Source organism: Ruegeria sp. CG1, assembly GCF_056537265.1.
The window spans coordinates 498448-513749 of the sequence record NZ_JBQFRF010000002.1; the positions used below are offsets into that span (position 1 = coordinate 498448).

General features: G+C 56.8%; 13 protein-coding genes. 10 read left to right on the plus strand and 3 right to left on the minus strand.

What is annotated here, in order from left to right:
* The 10 genes from ACR0AU_RS07955 (at nucleotide 1) to ACR0AU_RS08000 (ending at nucleotide 11888) form a co-directional block, all read left to right on the plus strand.
* Entirely contained in the window at nucleotides 1-849 is an 849-nt protein-coding gene (locus tag ACR0AU_RS07955) for a carbohydrate ABC transporter permease (RefSeq protein WP_480795515.1), read from the plus strand.
* A 22-nt stretch (nucleotides 850-871) separates the two neighbouring features.
* Entirely contained in the window at nucleotides 872-2212 is a 1341-nt protein-coding gene (melA, locus tag ACR0AU_RS07960) for an alpha-glucosidase/alpha-galactosidase (protein WP_170732740.1), read from the plus strand.
* A 54-nt stretch (nucleotides 2213-2266) separates the two neighbouring features.
* The gene (locus ACR0AU_RS07965) at nucleotides 2267-3976 is read left to right on the plus strand and encodes an IlvD/Edd family dehydratase (protein ID WP_170776301.1); all 1710 of its coding nucleotides are present in this window, start codon (nucleotides 2267-2269) and stop codon (nucleotides 3974-3976) included.
* Nucleotides 3976-4743, plus strand: a complete 768-nt coding sequence (locus tag ACR0AU_RS07970; RefSeq protein ID WP_480795516.1) for an SDR family NAD(P)-dependent oxidoreductase — start codon at nucleotides 3976-3978, stop codon at nucleotides 4741-4743. The genes ACR0AU_RS07965 and ACR0AU_RS07970 overlap by 1 nt, the downstream gene beginning before the upstream one ends.
* A 4-nt stretch (nucleotides 4744-4747) precedes the next feature.
* Complete coding sequence (locus tag ACR0AU_RS07975) at nucleotides 4748-5641, plus strand: 2-dehydro-3-deoxygalactonokinase (RefSeq protein WP_480795517.1); 894 nt, start codon at nucleotides 4748-4750, stop codon at nucleotides 5639-5641.
* Nucleotides 5638-6243, plus strand: a complete 606-nt coding sequence (locus ACR0AU_RS07980) for a 2-dehydro-3-deoxy-6-phosphogalactonate aldolase (protein ID WP_480568625.1) — start codon at nucleotides 5638-5640, stop codon at nucleotides 6241-6243. Before ACR0AU_RS07975 ends, ACR0AU_RS07980 begins: the two co-directional genes overlap by 4 nt.
* A complete protein-coding gene (locus tag ACR0AU_RS07985) occupies nucleotides 6240-7100 on the plus strand; it encodes an SMP-30/gluconolactonase/LRE family protein (RefSeq protein ID WP_170511969.1) in 861 nt (286 codons plus the stop codon). Before ACR0AU_RS07980 ends, ACR0AU_RS07985 begins: the two co-directional genes overlap by 4 nt.
* Nucleotides 7097-9010, plus strand: coding sequence for a beta-galactosidase (locus ACR0AU_RS07990; protein WP_480795518.1), 1914 nt, complete (start codon nucleotides 7097-7099; stop codon nucleotides 9008-9010). The genes ACR0AU_RS07985 and ACR0AU_RS07990 overlap by 4 nt, the downstream gene beginning before the upstream one ends.
* A 67-nt stretch (nucleotides 9011-9077) precedes the next feature.
* Nucleotides 9078-10922 (plus strand): family 1 glycosylhydrolase, encoded by a 1845-nt coding sequence (locus tag ACR0AU_RS07995; RefSeq protein ID WP_480795519.1) that lies wholly within the window; start codon nucleotides 9078-9080, stop codon nucleotides 10920-10922.
* Between the two features lie 39 nt (nucleotides 10923-10961).
* Nucleotides 10962-11888: a carbohydrate kinase family protein gene (locus ACR0AU_RS08000; RefSeq protein ID WP_170422864.1), complete on the plus strand. Its 927-nt coding sequence runs from the start codon at nucleotides 10962-10964 to the stop codon at nucleotides 11886-11888.
* Nucleotides 11889-12023: 135 nt separating this feature from the next.
* Here ACR0AU_RS08000 and ACR0AU_RS08005 read toward each other — a convergent pair whose 3' ends face one another.
* The 3 genes from ACR0AU_RS08005 to ACR0AU_RS08015 form a co-directional block, all read right to left on the minus strand.
* Nucleotides 12024-13289: an ABC transporter permease gene (locus tag ACR0AU_RS08005; protein WP_170394412.1), complete on the minus strand. Its 1266-nt coding sequence runs from the start codon at nucleotides 13287-13289 to the stop codon at nucleotides 12024-12026.
* Complete coding sequence (locus ACR0AU_RS08010) at nucleotides 13286-14092, minus strand: taurine ABC transporter ATP-binding protein (protein WP_170394409.1); 807 nt, start codon at nucleotides 14090-14092, stop codon at nucleotides 13286-13288. The genes ACR0AU_RS08005 and ACR0AU_RS08010 overlap by 4 nt, the downstream gene beginning before the upstream one ends.
* 74 nt (nucleotides 14093-14166) lie before the next feature.
* On the minus strand, nucleotides 14167-15162 hold the full coding sequence (locus ACR0AU_RS08015) for a taurine ABC transporter substrate-binding protein (RefSeq protein WP_170394406.1): 996 nt from the start codon (nucleotides 15160-15162) through the stop codon (nucleotides 14167-14169).
* Between the last annotated feature and the right edge of the window lie 140 nt (nucleotides 15163-15302).

The following is a 15302-nucleotide window of genomic DNA, read 5'->3' on the forward strand; positions in this document are numbered from 1 at the left end:
ATGTTTCCCAAACCGATCGAAAAACAACCCCGCGCAGCGCAGATCACCTATCAGGCGATGTTGCCTCTGGCACTGCTACTATGGCTGGGGCCCCTTTTGGCGGTCGCGCTTTTCTCGGTCAAACCTGCCGCAGACTTCACCAATGCGAATTACTGGGGGATGCCGTCAAGTTTTGAGGGCGCGTTCAACTATGGTCAGGTCTTTTTCAATTCGGATATGCCACGTTACTTGATGAACTCGTTCCTGATCACCGTACCAACGGTAATCGGGGCCGTTGCACTCAGTTGCATGACAGGCTTCGCGCTGGGGATCTACAAATTCAAATCGAACCTCTGGATCTTCTTCATGTTTGTGGCGGGCAATTTCGTACCCTTCCAGATCCTGATGGTCCCTGTGCGCGATCTCACGCTGGAGTTGGGCCTTTACAACACCAAAACAGGGCTTGTGCTATTCCACATCGCCTTCCAGACCGGGTTCTGCACGCTCTTCATGCGCAACTTCATCCGCGCCCTGCCATTCGAACTGATCGAGGCCGCACGGGTCGAGGGCATAAGCGAATGGCGAATCTTCTGGTACGTCGTTCTACCACTGATGAAACCGGCCATCGCCGCACTCAGTGTCCTGATTTTCACCTTCATCTGGAACGACTATTTCTGGGCTGTTGTCCTGACCCAAGGGGCCGAAAGCCAGCCCGTGACAGCCGGGATCACCAGCTTCAACGCGCAATTTCGCGCTGCTTATCAGTTGATGAGTGCCGGTTCTATAGTGGCAGCCCTGCCGCCGGTTACCATGTTCTTCCTGATGCAGAAACACTTCATCGCGGGCCTGACCCTCGGTGCCGTAAAATAACGTCAAACCAGAGGTTTACCTCATGACCAAGATCACCTTTGTAGGTGCAGGTTCCACGATCTTCATGCAGAACATCGTGGGCGACGCCCTGCTCACCCCTGCCCTTGCAGACAGCCACTTTGCGCTGATGGATATCGATCCGGTGCGCTTGGCCGAAAGCGAAGCTGTGGCCAAGGCCATGATCCGCTCAGTCGGCACGGGTGCAACCGTCTCAACCCACACGGATCGTCGCGCGGCGCTGGACGGCGCAGATTTCGTGATCACTGCCTTTCAGGTTGGCGGGTATGAGCCTTGCACGGTGACAGATTTTGAAATCCCAAAACAATATGGCCTGCGTCAGACTATCGCCGATACGCTGGGTGTTGGTGGCATTATGCGCGGCCTGCGCACTGTACCCGTTCTGTGGGGCGTCGCGCAGGACATGATGCAGTTGTGCCCCAATGCAACGCTGCTGCAATACGTGAATCCGATGGCCATCAACACCTGGTCTCTGGCTGAGCGCTTCCCTAATCTGAAACATGTCGGCCTGTGCCATTCTGTCCAGAACACGGTCGAAGAACTGGCGCATGATCTAGACCTGCCCAAGGCGGACTTTCGCTACAAAGTTGCCGGTATCAATCACGTCGCGTTCTTCCTCAAGCTCGAGCATCAAGGCCGCGATCTGTATCCGGCTTTGCGTCAGGGCTATCGCGCCGGGCATTTACCCAAGCCTCCGCTGCTAATGCCGCGCTGTCCAAACAAAGTCCGGTACGAAGTGATGGACCATCTTGGATACTTCTGCACCGAAAGTTCCGAGCATTTTGCAGAATACGTTCCTTGGTTCATCAAAGACGGTCGCAATGACCTGATCGAACAGTTCAGCATACCGCTGGACGAATACCCGACCCGCTGTGTCGAGCAGGTGGCCAATTGGAAGGAACAGGCCAAGACCCTGACAGATGGTCGGAACATCGAAGTAACCCGAAGCCATGAATTCGCCGCCGACCTTATGAACGCAATCGTGACAGACACGCCGTACACAGCTTACGGCAACCTGCCAAATACGGGTCAGATTCCGCAACTACCCCTAGGTGCAGCGGTTGAAACGCCGTGTCTGGTTGACTCGAATGGCGTCCAACCTTCCGTGGTCACGGATATCCCGCCACAACTGATCGCGTTGATGCGGACCCAGATCAACGTACAAGAGCTAACGGTTCGCGCGCTGACCGAAGAAAACCCCGAATACATCTATCACGCCGCAATGATGGATCCCCATACTGCGGCCGAGCTGGATCTGCGCCAAATTCGCAACCTCGTCACCGATCTGCTTTCTGCCCATGGCGATTGGCTGCCAGATTGGTGCCGTCCAGCCCGCGCAGCTTGATCTTCGTCTTCTAAAAAAGCTTTCAATTCCAACGCCAGACAGACAGAACCAATAATGACCAAGAAACGCCGTTCACAGCATTGGTACGGAAAACTCGATAAGGACGGGTTCATTCACCGGTCCTGGATGAAAAACCAGGGCTTTCCGGATCACGCTTTTGACGGGCGCCCCATCATCGGCATCTGCAACACATGGTCGGAACTGACGCCCTGCAATTCGGGCCTTCGTGATCTGGCCGAAGTCGTGAAACGGGGCGTGTGGGAGGCCGGCGGCTTTCCAGTGGAATTCCCCGTTATGTCGCTGGGCGAGACCCAGATGAAACCCACCGCCATGCTGTTTCGCAACCTGCTGGCGATGGATGTGGAGGAATCGATCCGCGCCTATGGTATCGACGGCGTTGTCCTGCTGGGTGGATGCGACAAGACCACCCCGGGGCAGCTGATGGGTGCAGCCTCGGTCGATTTACCGTCCATCGTGGTTAGCTCTGGCCCGATGCTGAACGGCAAATACCGGGGTCAGGATATCGGCTCGGGCACAGATGTCTGGAAGTTTTCCGAGGCTGTTCGTGCCGGAGAAATGACACTTCAGGATTTCATGAACGCTGAATCAGGCATGTCGCGTAGCGCGGGTGTGTGCATGACTATGGGCACCGCTAGTACTATGGCCTCATTGGTTGAGGCGATGGGCATGTCGCTGCCCACCAACGCCGCCCTGCCCGCCGTTGATGCCCGCCGCATGGCGCTGGCGCATCTGACCGGCAAGCGCATTGTCGAGATGGTGGACGAGGACCTCAAGCCATCAGATATCCTGACCAGGGAGGCGTTTGAGAATGCCATCCTCGCCAATGCGGCCGTCGGAGGATCGACAAACGCAGTGGTCCACCTGTTGGCACTTGCAGGTCGCGTGGGTGTCGACTTGACGTTGAAAGACTTTGAAATCGGATCAGAAATCCCCCTGCTGGTCAATTGCATGCCTTCCGGCAAATACCTGATGGAAGACTTCTGTTATGCAGGCGGCGTGCCAGTGGTTCTGAGCGAACTCAAACCTTTCCTGCGCCCGGCAAGAACAGTTCTGAACAAGGACATCTCGGCCCACTATGAAGGGGCTGAGTGTTTCAACACAGACGTCATCCGCCCATTTGACGATCCGGTAAAACCCGCCGCAGGCCTGCGGGTTCTGCGCGGCAATCTTGCGCCCAACGGGGCAATCGTGAAGCCTTCGGCGGCCACAGATGCACTGCTGGAAACCGAGGCCGAAGCATACGTTTTTGAAAGCATCGAAGATCTGAAAGCCAATATCGACCGCGACGACCTACCAGTTACACCTGAGACCATTCTGGTCCTCAAAGGTTGTGGGCCCAAGGGCTATCCAGGGATGCCCGAGGTTGGGAACATGCCGATCCCGGCCAAGCTGGTCAAAGACGGCGTACGCGACATGATCCGGATCTCGGACGCGCGTATGTCTGGTACTGCATTCGGGACAGTTATCCTGCATGTCAGCCCTGAGGCTCAGGCCGGTGGTACGTTGGCGTTGGTCAAAACCGGTGACCGTATTCGCGTGTCCGCGAGCAAGGGCGAGCTGCAGCTGCTGGTCGACGAAAAGGAACTGGACGCCCGCCGCGCCCTGTGGCAACCGGACGATCCGCATTACTCGCGCGGGTATGCGAAGCTTTATATCGACCACGTGTTGCAGGCTGATCGCGGCGCGGACCTTGATTTCCTTGTGGGCAAAGACACGCGCTTAGTGACGAGAGAGAGCCACTGATGGATCAACCTGCTACATTTCAAGACCTCAACGGAGCCTCTGTTTATATCACCGGCGGCGGTTCGGGCGTTGGTGCAGCGTTGACTGACGGGTTCATGGCCCAAGGGGCTAAAGTTGCCTTTATCGGTCGGTCAGATGCCGGTGAATTTGTCGAACAGATGCGTGAAAAGCACGGCCGCGCCCCCTTGTTCCTGCAGGGTGACATGACTGATACCGAGCTGTTGCACGCCACCATGGCCAAAGCAGCTGAAGCCCATGGCCCGATCAAAGTGCTGGTCAACAACGCCGCGAATGACAAGCGGCACTCACTTGAAGAAACTACAACCGAGTTCTGGGACTGGATGATCGAAGTCAACCTAAAGGCCTACTATTTTGCCTGTCAGGAAGCCGCGCGACAGATGAAGGACAAAGGCGGTTCGATCATCAATTTCAGTTCGATCAGTTACCTGATGGGGAACGCAGGTTATCCAATCTATACAAGTTCAAATGCGGCAATCACCGGCATGACACGCTCGTTGGCGCGTGAACTTGGGCCAAATAAAATTCGCGTCAACGCGCTGGCACCGGGATGGGTTCTGACACAGAAACAGCTGGACATGTGGGCCACACCCGAAGATCTGGCTGCGCATATGGATCGCCAGAGCCTGAAAGAGCATCTGACGCCCGAAGACATGATCGCACCAACCCTGTTTCTGGCTTCAAGCGCAAGCCGTGCAATGACCGGGCAGTGCATGGTGGTTGACGGCGGCGTGGTAGGAACGGGGTGACGCTATGAATATCGAGTGGATCGCTGTTGACTGGGGAACATCTCATCTGCGGGCATGGGCCATGCAAGGTGATAGCGTTTTGGCACAGGCCGCGTCGTCAGATGGTATGTCCCGCACAGCCGTCGGAGGATTTCAGGCAGCCCTGCTGGCTTTGATCGAAGATTGGCTGCCCGGGCTACCGGTAGATGTGATCGCCTGCGGAATGGTTGGGGCACGACAGGGTTGGGTAGAGGCCCCGTATTCTGCGGTTCCATCCGAGCCTATTCCGGTCGTACCCTTCCGCGTTCCAAACACCGATCCGCGTATTCGGGCCTTCGTCGTTCCTGGGCTGAGACAGAACAGCCCCCCCGATGTGATGCGCGGGGAAGAGACGCAGATCGCGGGGTTCCTCTGCACGCATCAGAATTGGGACGGTGTGATTTGCCTACCCGGCACGCATACAAAATGGGCCCAGATCAGTGCCGGAGAGGTGGTCAGTTTCCGAACCTTCATGACCGGCGAGTTGTTTGATCTGCTGCGCGGGCAATCCGTTCTGCAGCATTCAATTGACGAGGGCTGGGACGACGCGAGTTTTACCGAAGCGGTTGCCGACATGCTGTCGAAACCCGAGCAGCTGGCAGCGCGCCTATTCGGGCTACGGGCCGCTGATTTGCTGCACGGTCAAAGCAAGAGCGTTGCACGCGCCCGTCTTTCAGGGTTCCTGATTGGCGCCGAGCTTGCCGCATCGCGGCCCTATTGGCTGGGCCAACAATTGGCGATCATCGGCTCGGAAAGTCTGACCAAGGCCTACGCGACCGCCCTGCAGCAACAAGGTGCCATGGTCGAAACCGCAGACGCCACAATCGCAACACTTGCGGGCCTGTCGCAGGCCCGAACATTAACGAGGCAAACCGCATGAGCCGCCCCATCATCGCCATCCTACGTGGGCTGACCCCTGACGAGGCAATACCCGTCGGTCACGCCCTGCTGGAAGCGGGAATTGACCGGATTGAGGTTCCGCTGAACTCTCCCGATCCGCTGGAAAGTATCCGAGTTCTCGCCTCGGAGATTGGGGACCGCGCGCTTATCGGAGCGGGCACTGTATTAACCCCCGATCAGGTTGACGCGGTTGCCGATGTCGGGGGCAAACTGATCGTTTCGCCAAATTGCGATGTGTCCGTGATCCAACGCTCTGTCGCACTTGGGCTGCAAAGCTGGCCGGGTGTGTTCACCCCGACCGAAGCCTTCGCAGCGCTCCAGGCCGGGGCTACAGGGTTAAAACTTTTCCCCGGTTCGCTTGCCGGTCTTGCAGGGTTGGCTGCGCTGCGCCCTGTTTTGCCGCCGGGTGCTCAGGTCTTTGCCGTGGGCGGTGCAGGCCCCGAGAACTTTGGAGCCTGGATCGAGGCCAGCGCCGACGGCTTCGGAATTGGATCTGCGCTCTATAAGCCCGGAATGTCAGTTGGAGATATAGCAAACCGTGCCCGGCAAATCGTTGCTGCCTATGATGAGGCCGTTGGATGAGTCAGGTCTATGACGACCGCCCCTGCGAATTGGGCGAGGGGCCATTGTGGCACCCTAAACGGCAACAGCTTTTCTGGTTCGATATCATCGGCAAGCGATTGATGACGCGAGAAAATGAACAAGCGCATAGCTGGGCGTTCGATGAACATGTCTCAGCCGCAGGATGGGTAGACCGTGACACTTTGCTGATCGCGTCGGAAACCGGCCTGTGGCGATTTGGGCTTGAGAGTCGAGCCAAAGATTTGATCGCCCCGCTTGAGGTCGACAATCCGGTGACTCGATCCAATGATGGGCGCGCCGATCCTTGGGGCGGGTTCTGGATTGGCACCATGGGCAAACAGGCAGAAGTAGGCGCAGGTTCGATCTATCGCTATTGGAATGGCGAGCTACGGCCATTGGTCCGAGATATCACCATCTCAAATGCAATTTGCTTTGCGCCGGACCGATCCTGCGCCTATTACAGCGATACCGCCACCAAGCTGGTCATGCGTTGGGAACTGGACGCGCAGACAGGCTGGCCCATAGGAAAAGCGGCGGTCTTCCTTGACCTGCAAAGCGAAGATCTGAACCCGGACGGTGCCGTGGTTGATCACGACGGAAACATCTGGATCGCCCAATGGGGTGCCAGCCGGGTTGCAGCCTATACGCCCGGCGGTCAATTCCTGAGAGCGGTTGGTTTCGATGCCAAACACACTTCGTGCCCGAGTTTTGGTGGTGATGACCTGACTACACTGTTCTGCACCACCGCCCGCCAAGGGCTGGACGCGGACACTCTTGTAAGAACGCCGACGAATGGCATGACACTCACCGCGCCAAATGTGGCGCAAGGTCAAGCTGAACACAGAGTTATACTATGAAGCCGGAACTTGGCGTTTGCTATTACCCTGAACACTGGCCCGAAGAAAACTGGGCTCAGGACGCCGCGCGCATGGTCGAGACTGGCTTGAAATGGGTCAGGATCGGCGAATTCGCCTGGAGCCGAATGGAACCCACTGCTGGAGACCTGCAATTCGACTGGTTGGATCGCGCGATTGAAACCTTGGGTGCGGCAGGGCTGAAGATTGTGCTGGGCACCCCGACGGCAACACCTCCGCGATGGATGCTGGACAAGCATCCCGATATGCTGGCTGTGGATGCTGATGGCAATCTACGCAAGTTCGGCTCACGCAGACATTATTGCTTTAGTCACACCGGCTATATCGACGAATGCAAGCGGATCACGAAGATCATGGGTCGGCGCTATGGCCGCAACCCGTATATCGCTGCTTGGCAAATCGATAACGAATATGGCTGTCACGATACGACGCTCAGCTATAGTGCTGCGGCGCTGTATGCTTTTCACCGCTGGCTGTCGAACCGATACAACTCGATCGACGCGTTGAACGATGCCTGGGGGAATGTGTTCTGGTCGATGGAATATAACAGCTTCGATCAGATCGAGCTGCCGAACCAGACCGTGACCGAGCCCAACCCGGCACACGTTTTGGCGTTTCGCAGGTTCAGTTCGGATCAAGTGGTGGCGTTCAACAAGGCCCAGGTCGATGCGCTGCGGCCGCTAACGGATCAACCATTGCTGCACAATTACATGGGGCGTGTGCTGGAATTCGATCATTTCGATGTAGGCAGGGATTTGGACATCGCGACGTGGGACAGCTATCCGATTGGCTTCCTGTCGGATCGGTTGGAAGTGGACGAGCCGCACAAGACTGCATTTCTGCAGCAGGGTGATCCGGACATGCAGGCCTTTCACCACGACCTATACCGCGCCGTCGGTCGAGGCCGTTGGTGGGTCATGGAACAGCAACCCGGTCCAGTGAACTGGGCCCCCTACAACCCGGCACCCCTGCCCGGCATGGTGCGTCTCTGGTCGCTTGAGGCGGTGGCCCATGGGGCCGAAGTGGTCAGCTATTTCCGCTGGCGGCAAGCACCGTTCGGGCAGGAACAGATGCATGCCGGTCTACTTACCCCGCATGGCGACGAAGCACCCGGTTTGGCCGAGGCGCGTCAGACCGCCGATGATCTGGCCGCGATAGGCACGGTTCAGCCTATCCATGCGCAGGTTGCTATCGTCTTCGATTATGCATCTGACTGGGCCTGGACAACGCAGCCTCAGGGCGCGGGGTTCGACTATTTCCGGCTCGTATTCTCTGCCTACCGCGCGCTGCGGCGCGCTGGGTTGTCGGTGGATTTCGTGCCTCAGGACGAGGTCGGCAAGGAGCACTATAATCTGATCCTAGCACCGGGCCTGGCTGCCCTAGGCGATCTTGAACAAAGGCTAATACAAGGGTGTGATCTTGCTGTTCTGGGACCGCGCAGCGGGGCAATCACCGCAGATTTTCAGATCCCTGATTCGGGGCGCCCAGGTCTTGATGGCCTCAGCAGCCATGTCGATCTGATCGAAACTTTGCCACCCTGCGTAACCCGTATTGTCGAAGGGGGTGGTGCTGCGGAACATTGGGTTGAGCGCTTGTCAGGCTCCGCCCAAAAATTGCTTTCTTTCGCAGATGGCACTGCGGCGTTGCATGGCGGTGCCGGTCTTTGGTATTTGGCGGGGTTCCCCGATGAGGCCCTTTGGGATCGCGTCATAGCCATGGCGGCCCAGAAAACGGATCTGGCGCTCCATCCGATGCCCAAAGGGCTGCGGCGGCGCGAGACGCAGTCGCACGAAGTGCTGATCAACTATAATGCGCATTCAGTGACATGGGACGGCCAGCAGATCGAGGGATGTGATGTCCTGTTCAGGACGCGCGGTTCATATAAACGTTAATCTAGATACCGCTAACATAACCTGTTAGATGGCGTGACGCTGGTCATGGCTCCAACAGGTTGCGACAATGAAATATACCCGTTCTGACTTTCCCAATGGCTTTCTGTTTGGTGCGGCTGCCCCTGCAGAACCGGCAACTGGGCTAGACATGCACCGCTTTACAGTCCGTTGGCAGCAAATCATGCCAGACGGTCGCATTCCTGATGCACGCGCATTGGATCAGTGCGAGCAGCGGATTGATCAGCTTTTGGCACACAGCATTCGGCCATGCATTGTGCTGGATCACAACGATATCCCCCCAGCGCTGGAGGATATCGGCGGGTGGCGCAATCGAGTAATGGCCGACTATTTTGCAGCGTTTTCTGAGGCAGTCGTCGCTCGGATGGGTGATCGGATATTCAACATCTCTACCTTGAACCCGTCCGTCGGAATCGAACGCGACCCTCGCACTAATGCCCGCAGCCTGCACCATCAATTGCTTGCACAGGGCGCGGCGCGTCAGGAAATGCGGAGCTATGGGATGGCCAATCTGGGTGTAGAGGTCGATCCGCTCATCCTTGATACGATAACCAACGGGCAATACCCGCAGACTTTGCTGGATCGATTGGCCCGCCACTTTCCCGAAAATTGGCGGGATGATTTTTCCATCATCGCCGAGCCGATTGATTGGTGCAGCGTAGTCGTGAAAGAGGGCGCTGACATAGACATACTCATGCGCACAACACATGAGCAATCGCTGCCTTCATTCGTGACCGTAGCCGCCGATGCGGGTCATGACTTGGTGCATTCGCTGGCGCGCGTGCATGACGCGCTTGAATCCGACACCTTGGTACACGGCATTTTCGTTCAGTCCGGGACCGACGTCGAGGCGTTGCAGACAATCCAAACAAGTGACGCCCAGCCGGCCCCATGGGTTAGACCCAAGGGAGGGTTACACGCACATTGGAATCTGGTGGCCGATATCGGCGGCACCAATACAAGATTGGGCGTCGTAACCGAGGGGGCGCTGACCGATCTTCGCAAACACCCCACGGGCACTGTAAGCGACCTGCAAGACGCATTACACAGCTTGTGCGACGAGGTCGGGACACAGCCGCGCGCTGTGGTCGCCGCCGGGGCGGGGCCGGTTCAGGACGGCACCATTCGCCTGACCAATGCCAATCTTGATCTTTCCGAAGACGCTCTGGCCCGAGCAACCGGCGCGCACCATACCTATGTCATCAATGATTTCACGGCTGCCGCATGGTCAGTCGCCGAGATTACCGAGAATGATGTTGAGGTATTGCAGGGCTCACCCGCTCCACCACTGGGGACACGGCTAGTTGTCGGGCCGGGAACCGGGCTGGGTGTGGGCACCCTGCTCTACTCTGAAGGACATTTTCACACCGTTTCCGGCGAAGGCGGCCATGTTGGATTGTCCCCGCGCCATCTTGACGAGGTCGAGGTTTTCCGCGCAGCGCGCCAGATCATACCCGAGTGCTTTTTTGACGATACGCTCACCATCGAGGCCGAGATGTTCCTGAGCGGAACCGGGCTGCCGGTCCTCTATCAGGCGATCGGGGTGGCCGAGGGTCGGCCCGAGGGTGTGGTACGTTCGGCAAAAGACATTCTGCAGGATGCGCAGGACGGCTCGGATACCTGCGCTGTCAAAGCGGCGCGAATGTTTACCGAGCATCTGGGCGCCATAATGGGCGATCTTGCTGTTGCTCTTATCCCATCCGGAGGTGTGTTTCTGGTTGGCGGGGTGGCCGAAAAGAACCGCTGGCTGTTTGGTCAGGATTTTCTGCGTGCCTTCAACGCGGGTGGGCGGTTCGATGAATTGCGGCAATCGATGAACCTGTATGTGTCAGAACAGGATGAGTTTGGCATTGTTGGCGCTAACAATTTCTGTAAGAATGCCTTGGCACGGTAATTTGGCCGCGCATTTTCAAGCAGGCTGAGGGATAGCAGAATGATCCTGTGCTGTGGAGAAGCTCTGATCGATATGATTGCCGAACCAACGGTTTCTGGCAGCAAAGGGTTTGTGCCACATTCCGGCGGCGCGATCTTCAATACAGCAATTGCATTGGGTCGTTTGGGCATTCAAACGGGGCTTCTGTCAGGGCTATCTACGGACATGTTCGGAGAACAGTTGATCGCCGCCTTGCAGATCAGCCATGTCGCGACCTCGCACGTTATCCGCTCGGACCGTCCTACGACACTTGCATTCGTGCAGTTGCGGGATGGGCACGCCACATACAGTTTTGTCGATGAGAATACGGCGGGCCGGATGCTGCGGCCCGAAGACATGCCGGATCAACTGCCGGGCGTTTCCGCACTGTATTTCGGAGGGATCAGCCTGGCTTGCGAACCATGCGCTGATGCGTACGCGGCCGCACTTGATCGTCATGGCGCGGATCATGCAGTGATGTTGGATCCCAATATTCGACCCAGCTTTATCAAGGATCAGACCCGATACCGGACCCGCTTGAACCGTATGATCGCAAAGACCGACATCATCAAAGTTTCCGATGAAGACCTTGATTGGATTATACCGGGCCCCGAAAGCCATGCCGAGAAAATTCCCCTGCTGCTTCGTGCAGGACCAGCGATTGCAATCGTGACCAAAGGGGGGGATGGCGCGACAGGCTATCTTTCTGATGGAACGGACGTTTCCGTGCCCGTCCAGAAGGTTAAGGTCGTGGATACTGTTGGTGCTGGCGATACGTTCAACGCAGGTGTGCTGGCCGCGCTAAGCCAAACCGGTCATCTCAACAAACCCGCCTTGCGCACTTTGCCCACAAGCAGTCTTCGCGACGCGCTTGAATACGGTGCAAAGGTCGCTGCCGTCACCGTATCCCGAGCGGGGGCAAACCCGCCTTGGGCACAGGAGCTCTGAAGGTATACAGACCGATGCCGTGTTCAAGCTAAGACAGCAGCAAGGTCCAACGCCGCGTTCTTAATCGCAGCTGAAACAAAAGGCCCCCGAGATTGCTCGGGGGCCGCTTTGTTACCACAGTATCGGAAAGACCGATCAGCTGCGGCCTTTCCATGGCACCAGCCAGTTCTCGGCCTTGCGCATCAGGATATCGATTCCATATCCGATCACCCCGATCAGGACGATCCCCATAATGACAATGTCGGTCAGCTGGAATTTGGATGCGGCGATGATCATCATGCCGGCACCCTTTTGTGCGGCAACCAGTTCAGCCGCAACAACAGTTCCCCAACAGACACCCATGGCCACACGTGCACCGGTGAAAATCTCGGGCAGCGAGTTGGGCACGATCACATGGCGCATGATCTGCCATTTCGACGCCCCCAGAGAATACGCTGCGTGGATTTTCGAGATGTTCACACCGGACACACCAGCCCGCGCGGCGATGGTCATGATCCAAAGGGCCGCAAGGAACAGCAGAACGATCTTGCCGGTCTCCCAGATGCCGAACCAGATGATCACCAGTGGGATCAGCGCAAGTGGCGGCACCGGTCGCATGAACTCGACAATCGGATCGAACCAGCCGCGGAACCAACCGGATAGGCCCATTGCATAACCCAGCGGAATCCCCACAAGCGCACCTGCGATAAACCCAGCAATCACGCGCAACAGCGACCAGCCCAGGTGCTCCCAAAGCGAGAAGTTCTGGTAGCCTTCATTCGCAATCTCAAAGAACCGGGCCACAACGGTTTCAGGGGCTGGAAGCCAGATGGGGTTCATCTGCAAGCCCTGTTTGGGGGTGAAACTGATCGCCCCTTTCCCGGTCAGCGTTACAGTACCATCGCCTGTATCAACCTTTTGGCCTTCACCTATAGGTGTGCCGTTGATCGCGACGATCTTTGCACCCTCATTACGTTTGGCATCATCGTTCTTGTCGAACAGGATCGTCGATGAGCGGCCCGCAGCAGCGGCAACCGCATCGTCTTTGGCAAATCCGCTGCCGGGCTCAACCTCGAATTTCTCTGCTTCCTCACCGAAGGCTGGAACGCGAACAAAAATCGTGGCTTCATCCGTGCTGCCATCCGCGTTTTCGAGCGTATAGGTGAATTGCGTATCACCCACAAATGGGCCCGGCACATGGATCGGAAACAACTTCGAGCCGGTGAAAGCCGCCCAGATCACAAAGATCACGAGAACCGAGATTATCGACGCAGCCCTATCCGCTCGTACGGCACTTTCGTCGCCGAAAGTCACAGTTTTCAAGCTTGTGAAATCCTGACGCGATTGCAAACCGCGGCGTAACGCGTAGACGATAAAAAACGCGCCACCGAACAGGCCGATATAGAAGAGAAGTACAATCATGATGCCTGCTCCGTCCGACCCATAATTTCTTCTTCCATCTCCCAGATCATCGAGAGGATCTCATCGCGCTTTTCCGCAAAACCTTCGGATTTCTTCACATCACGCAGATCGGCATTCACACCGCGTTCAGCAAAAGGCAGATTGTATTCGCGGTGAATGCGCCCCGGTCTGGGGGCCATGACAATCAGACGCTCACCCAGCAACAAGGCCTCTTCGACCGAGTGGGTGATCAGGATGATCGTCTTGCCCGTTTCTTTCCAAAGCTTCAGGACAAGGCCCTGCATTTTCTCACGGGTCAGCGCATCCAAAGCACCCAGCGGTTCGTCCATCAGGATGACGTCCGGCTCGTTTGCCAGGCACCGCGCCAACGCAACACGCTGCTGCATCCCGCCCGATAGTTCATAAACCGCCTTGTCCTTGAAATCCTGAAGCCCGACGACCTCAAGCAGATGGTCGGAAATCTGGTCACGCTCGGCTTTGGGCATGCCTTTCATGCGCGGACCAAACTCGACATTTTCCCGCACATTCATCCATTCGAACAACGCGCCCTTCTGAAACACCATCCCGCGTTCAGCATCAGGGCCTTTGACCAGATGGCCGTTCAGTTCAATCTTGCCAGATGTCGGCGCCAGAAATCCTGCAACGATGTTCAGCAACGTCGTTTTACCACAGCCCGACGGGCCAAGGACAGACATCAGCTCACCCTCTTTAAGGCTGAGTGAAACATCTTGTAGGGCCTGTACTGAGGAGCCGTTGGGTAAGTCAAAGCGCATGGACAATTCTACGATGTCCAGTTCAGGCATCCTGCCTCCTTCCTGCTTTCATAGCTGTCGACCGGCCCGAAACCGGGGCCGGTCGCATGAAATGTCCTGCGTGATTAGTTATTCGCAGCTGTCAGCGGGCCTGCATTAACGGCACCATCATACGAATCCAGAGCGGATTCGATGCTGCCTGCCGACACGAACACGTTTGCAACACCCTGCATGAAGTCTTGCGCTCCACCGCCCAGCCACTTCTCGGACAGCTGGTCTTCAACTGACGGGAAGGTGAAAGTCGCGATTGTGGCTTCAGCGTCTGCAGGATCCATACCAGCATCCTTGGCAATCACCGGCAGCATTTCATCTTTGCTGTCGCCTGCGTTCCACTTGGCGTTGGCATCTGCGGTAACCTTAAGGAACTTCGACAGAAGCTCGGGCTCTTCTTCGATGAAGCTTGCCGGAGCGCTAGTGACGTCGAACACCAGGATACCGATCTCTTCTTTTTCAGCACCGGTCAGCAGAATGTTGCCATGCTCGGTCATACGACGAAGCGCGCCACCCCAGCCGCAAACCATGTCGAGGTTGCCCTGGGCAAACGCCGCGGCGCCATCGGCCGGAGCCATGTCAACAATTTCCATTGAACCGATGTCGACACCAAAGTGAGACATTTGCGACAGGAAACCGTAGTGCGCAGCTGTACCGATCGGAACACCGACCTTCTTGCCGTTCAGTTCACCCGCATTGCCCTTGTCGATTTCAAGCGCTTCGGCAACAACGCAGTTGTCGTTGTCTGAATAGCTGACCGCCACATCGACGATCTGGATGTCCTGACCGGCCGAAGTGGTTACCACAAACGGTGGCACCCCTTGGCTGACCGCGATCTGTACATCACCCGAGGCCATCGCAGCTGACATGGCGGTACCGGTGTCGAAAGACACCCAGTTGATCTTGACGCCCAGTTCTTCTTCGTAGGTTCCGTTTGCTTTCGCATACTGGAACGGCATCGGCCATTCGAGGAAATAAGCAACCGTCAGTTCATCAAGCGCGGCAGCTTGTGAAGCGGTGACGGCCGCAATCCCGGCATATGCTGTTGTGAGCAGATATTTCTTGATCATTTTGACTATTTTCTCCCTGCTGGTTCCACTTGTCGGCTCTTGAAACGTCCGAACTCTGGAACAGTAGAAAAACCATAGTCCTTACGCGTTGAATTAGTAAATCAAAATACTGGTTGCGTAAAAAGCGAAACTTTGTTTCG

Excerpts from the sequence above, each read along its gene's own strand:
- ACR0AU_RS07980 (WP_480568625.1), top strand. The coding sequence starts at position 5,638 with ATGAGCCGCCCCATCATCGCCATCCTACGTGGGCTGACCCCTGACGAG.
- ACR0AU_RS07970 (WP_480795516.1), top strand. The coding sequence starts at position 3,976 with ATGGATCAACCTGCTACATTTCAAGACCTCAACGGAGCCTCTGTTTAT.
- ACR0AU_RS08000 (WP_170422864.1), top strand. The coding sequence starts at position 10,962 with ATGATCCTGTGCTGTGGAGAAGCTCTGATCGATATGATTGCCGAACCA.
- ACR0AU_RS07965 (WP_170776301.1), top strand. The coding sequence starts at position 2,267 with ATGACCAAGAAACGCCGTTCACAGCATTGGTACGGAAAACTCGATAAG.
- melA (WP_170732740.1), top strand. The coding sequence starts at position 872 with ATGACCAAGATCACCTTTGTAGGTGCAGGTTCCACGATCTTCATGCAG.
- ACR0AU_RS08010 (WP_170394409.1), bottom strand. The coding sequence starts at position 14,092 with ATGCCTGAACTGGACATCGTAGAATTGTCCATGCGCTTTGACTTACCC.
- ACR0AU_RS08015 (WP_170394406.1), bottom strand. The coding sequence starts at position 15,162 with ATGATCAAGAAATATCTGCTCACAACAGCATATGCCGGGATTGCGGCC.
- ACR0AU_RS07975 (WP_480795517.1), top strand. The coding sequence starts at position 4,748 with ATGAATATCGAGTGGATCGCTGTTGACTGGGGAACATCTCATCTGCGG.
- ACR0AU_RS07955 (WP_480795515.1), top strand. The coding sequence starts at position 1 with ATGTTTCCCAAACCGATCGAAAAACAACCCCGCGCAGCGCAGATCACC.
- ACR0AU_RS07985 (WP_170511969.1), top strand. The coding sequence starts at position 6,240 with ATGAGTCAGGTCTATGACGACCGCCCCTGCGAATTGGGCGAGGGGCCA.
- ACR0AU_RS07990 (WP_480795518.1), top strand. The coding sequence starts at position 7,097 with ATGAAGCCGGAACTTGGCGTTTGCTATTACCCTGAACACTGGCCCGAA.
- ACR0AU_RS07995 (WP_480795519.1), top strand. The coding sequence starts at position 9,078 with ATGAAATATACCCGTTCTGACTTTCCCAATGGCTTTCTGTTTGGTGCG.
- ACR0AU_RS08005 (WP_170394412.1), bottom strand. The coding sequence starts at position 13,289 with ATGATTGTACTTCTCTTCTATATCGGCCTGTTCGGTGGCGCGTTTTTT.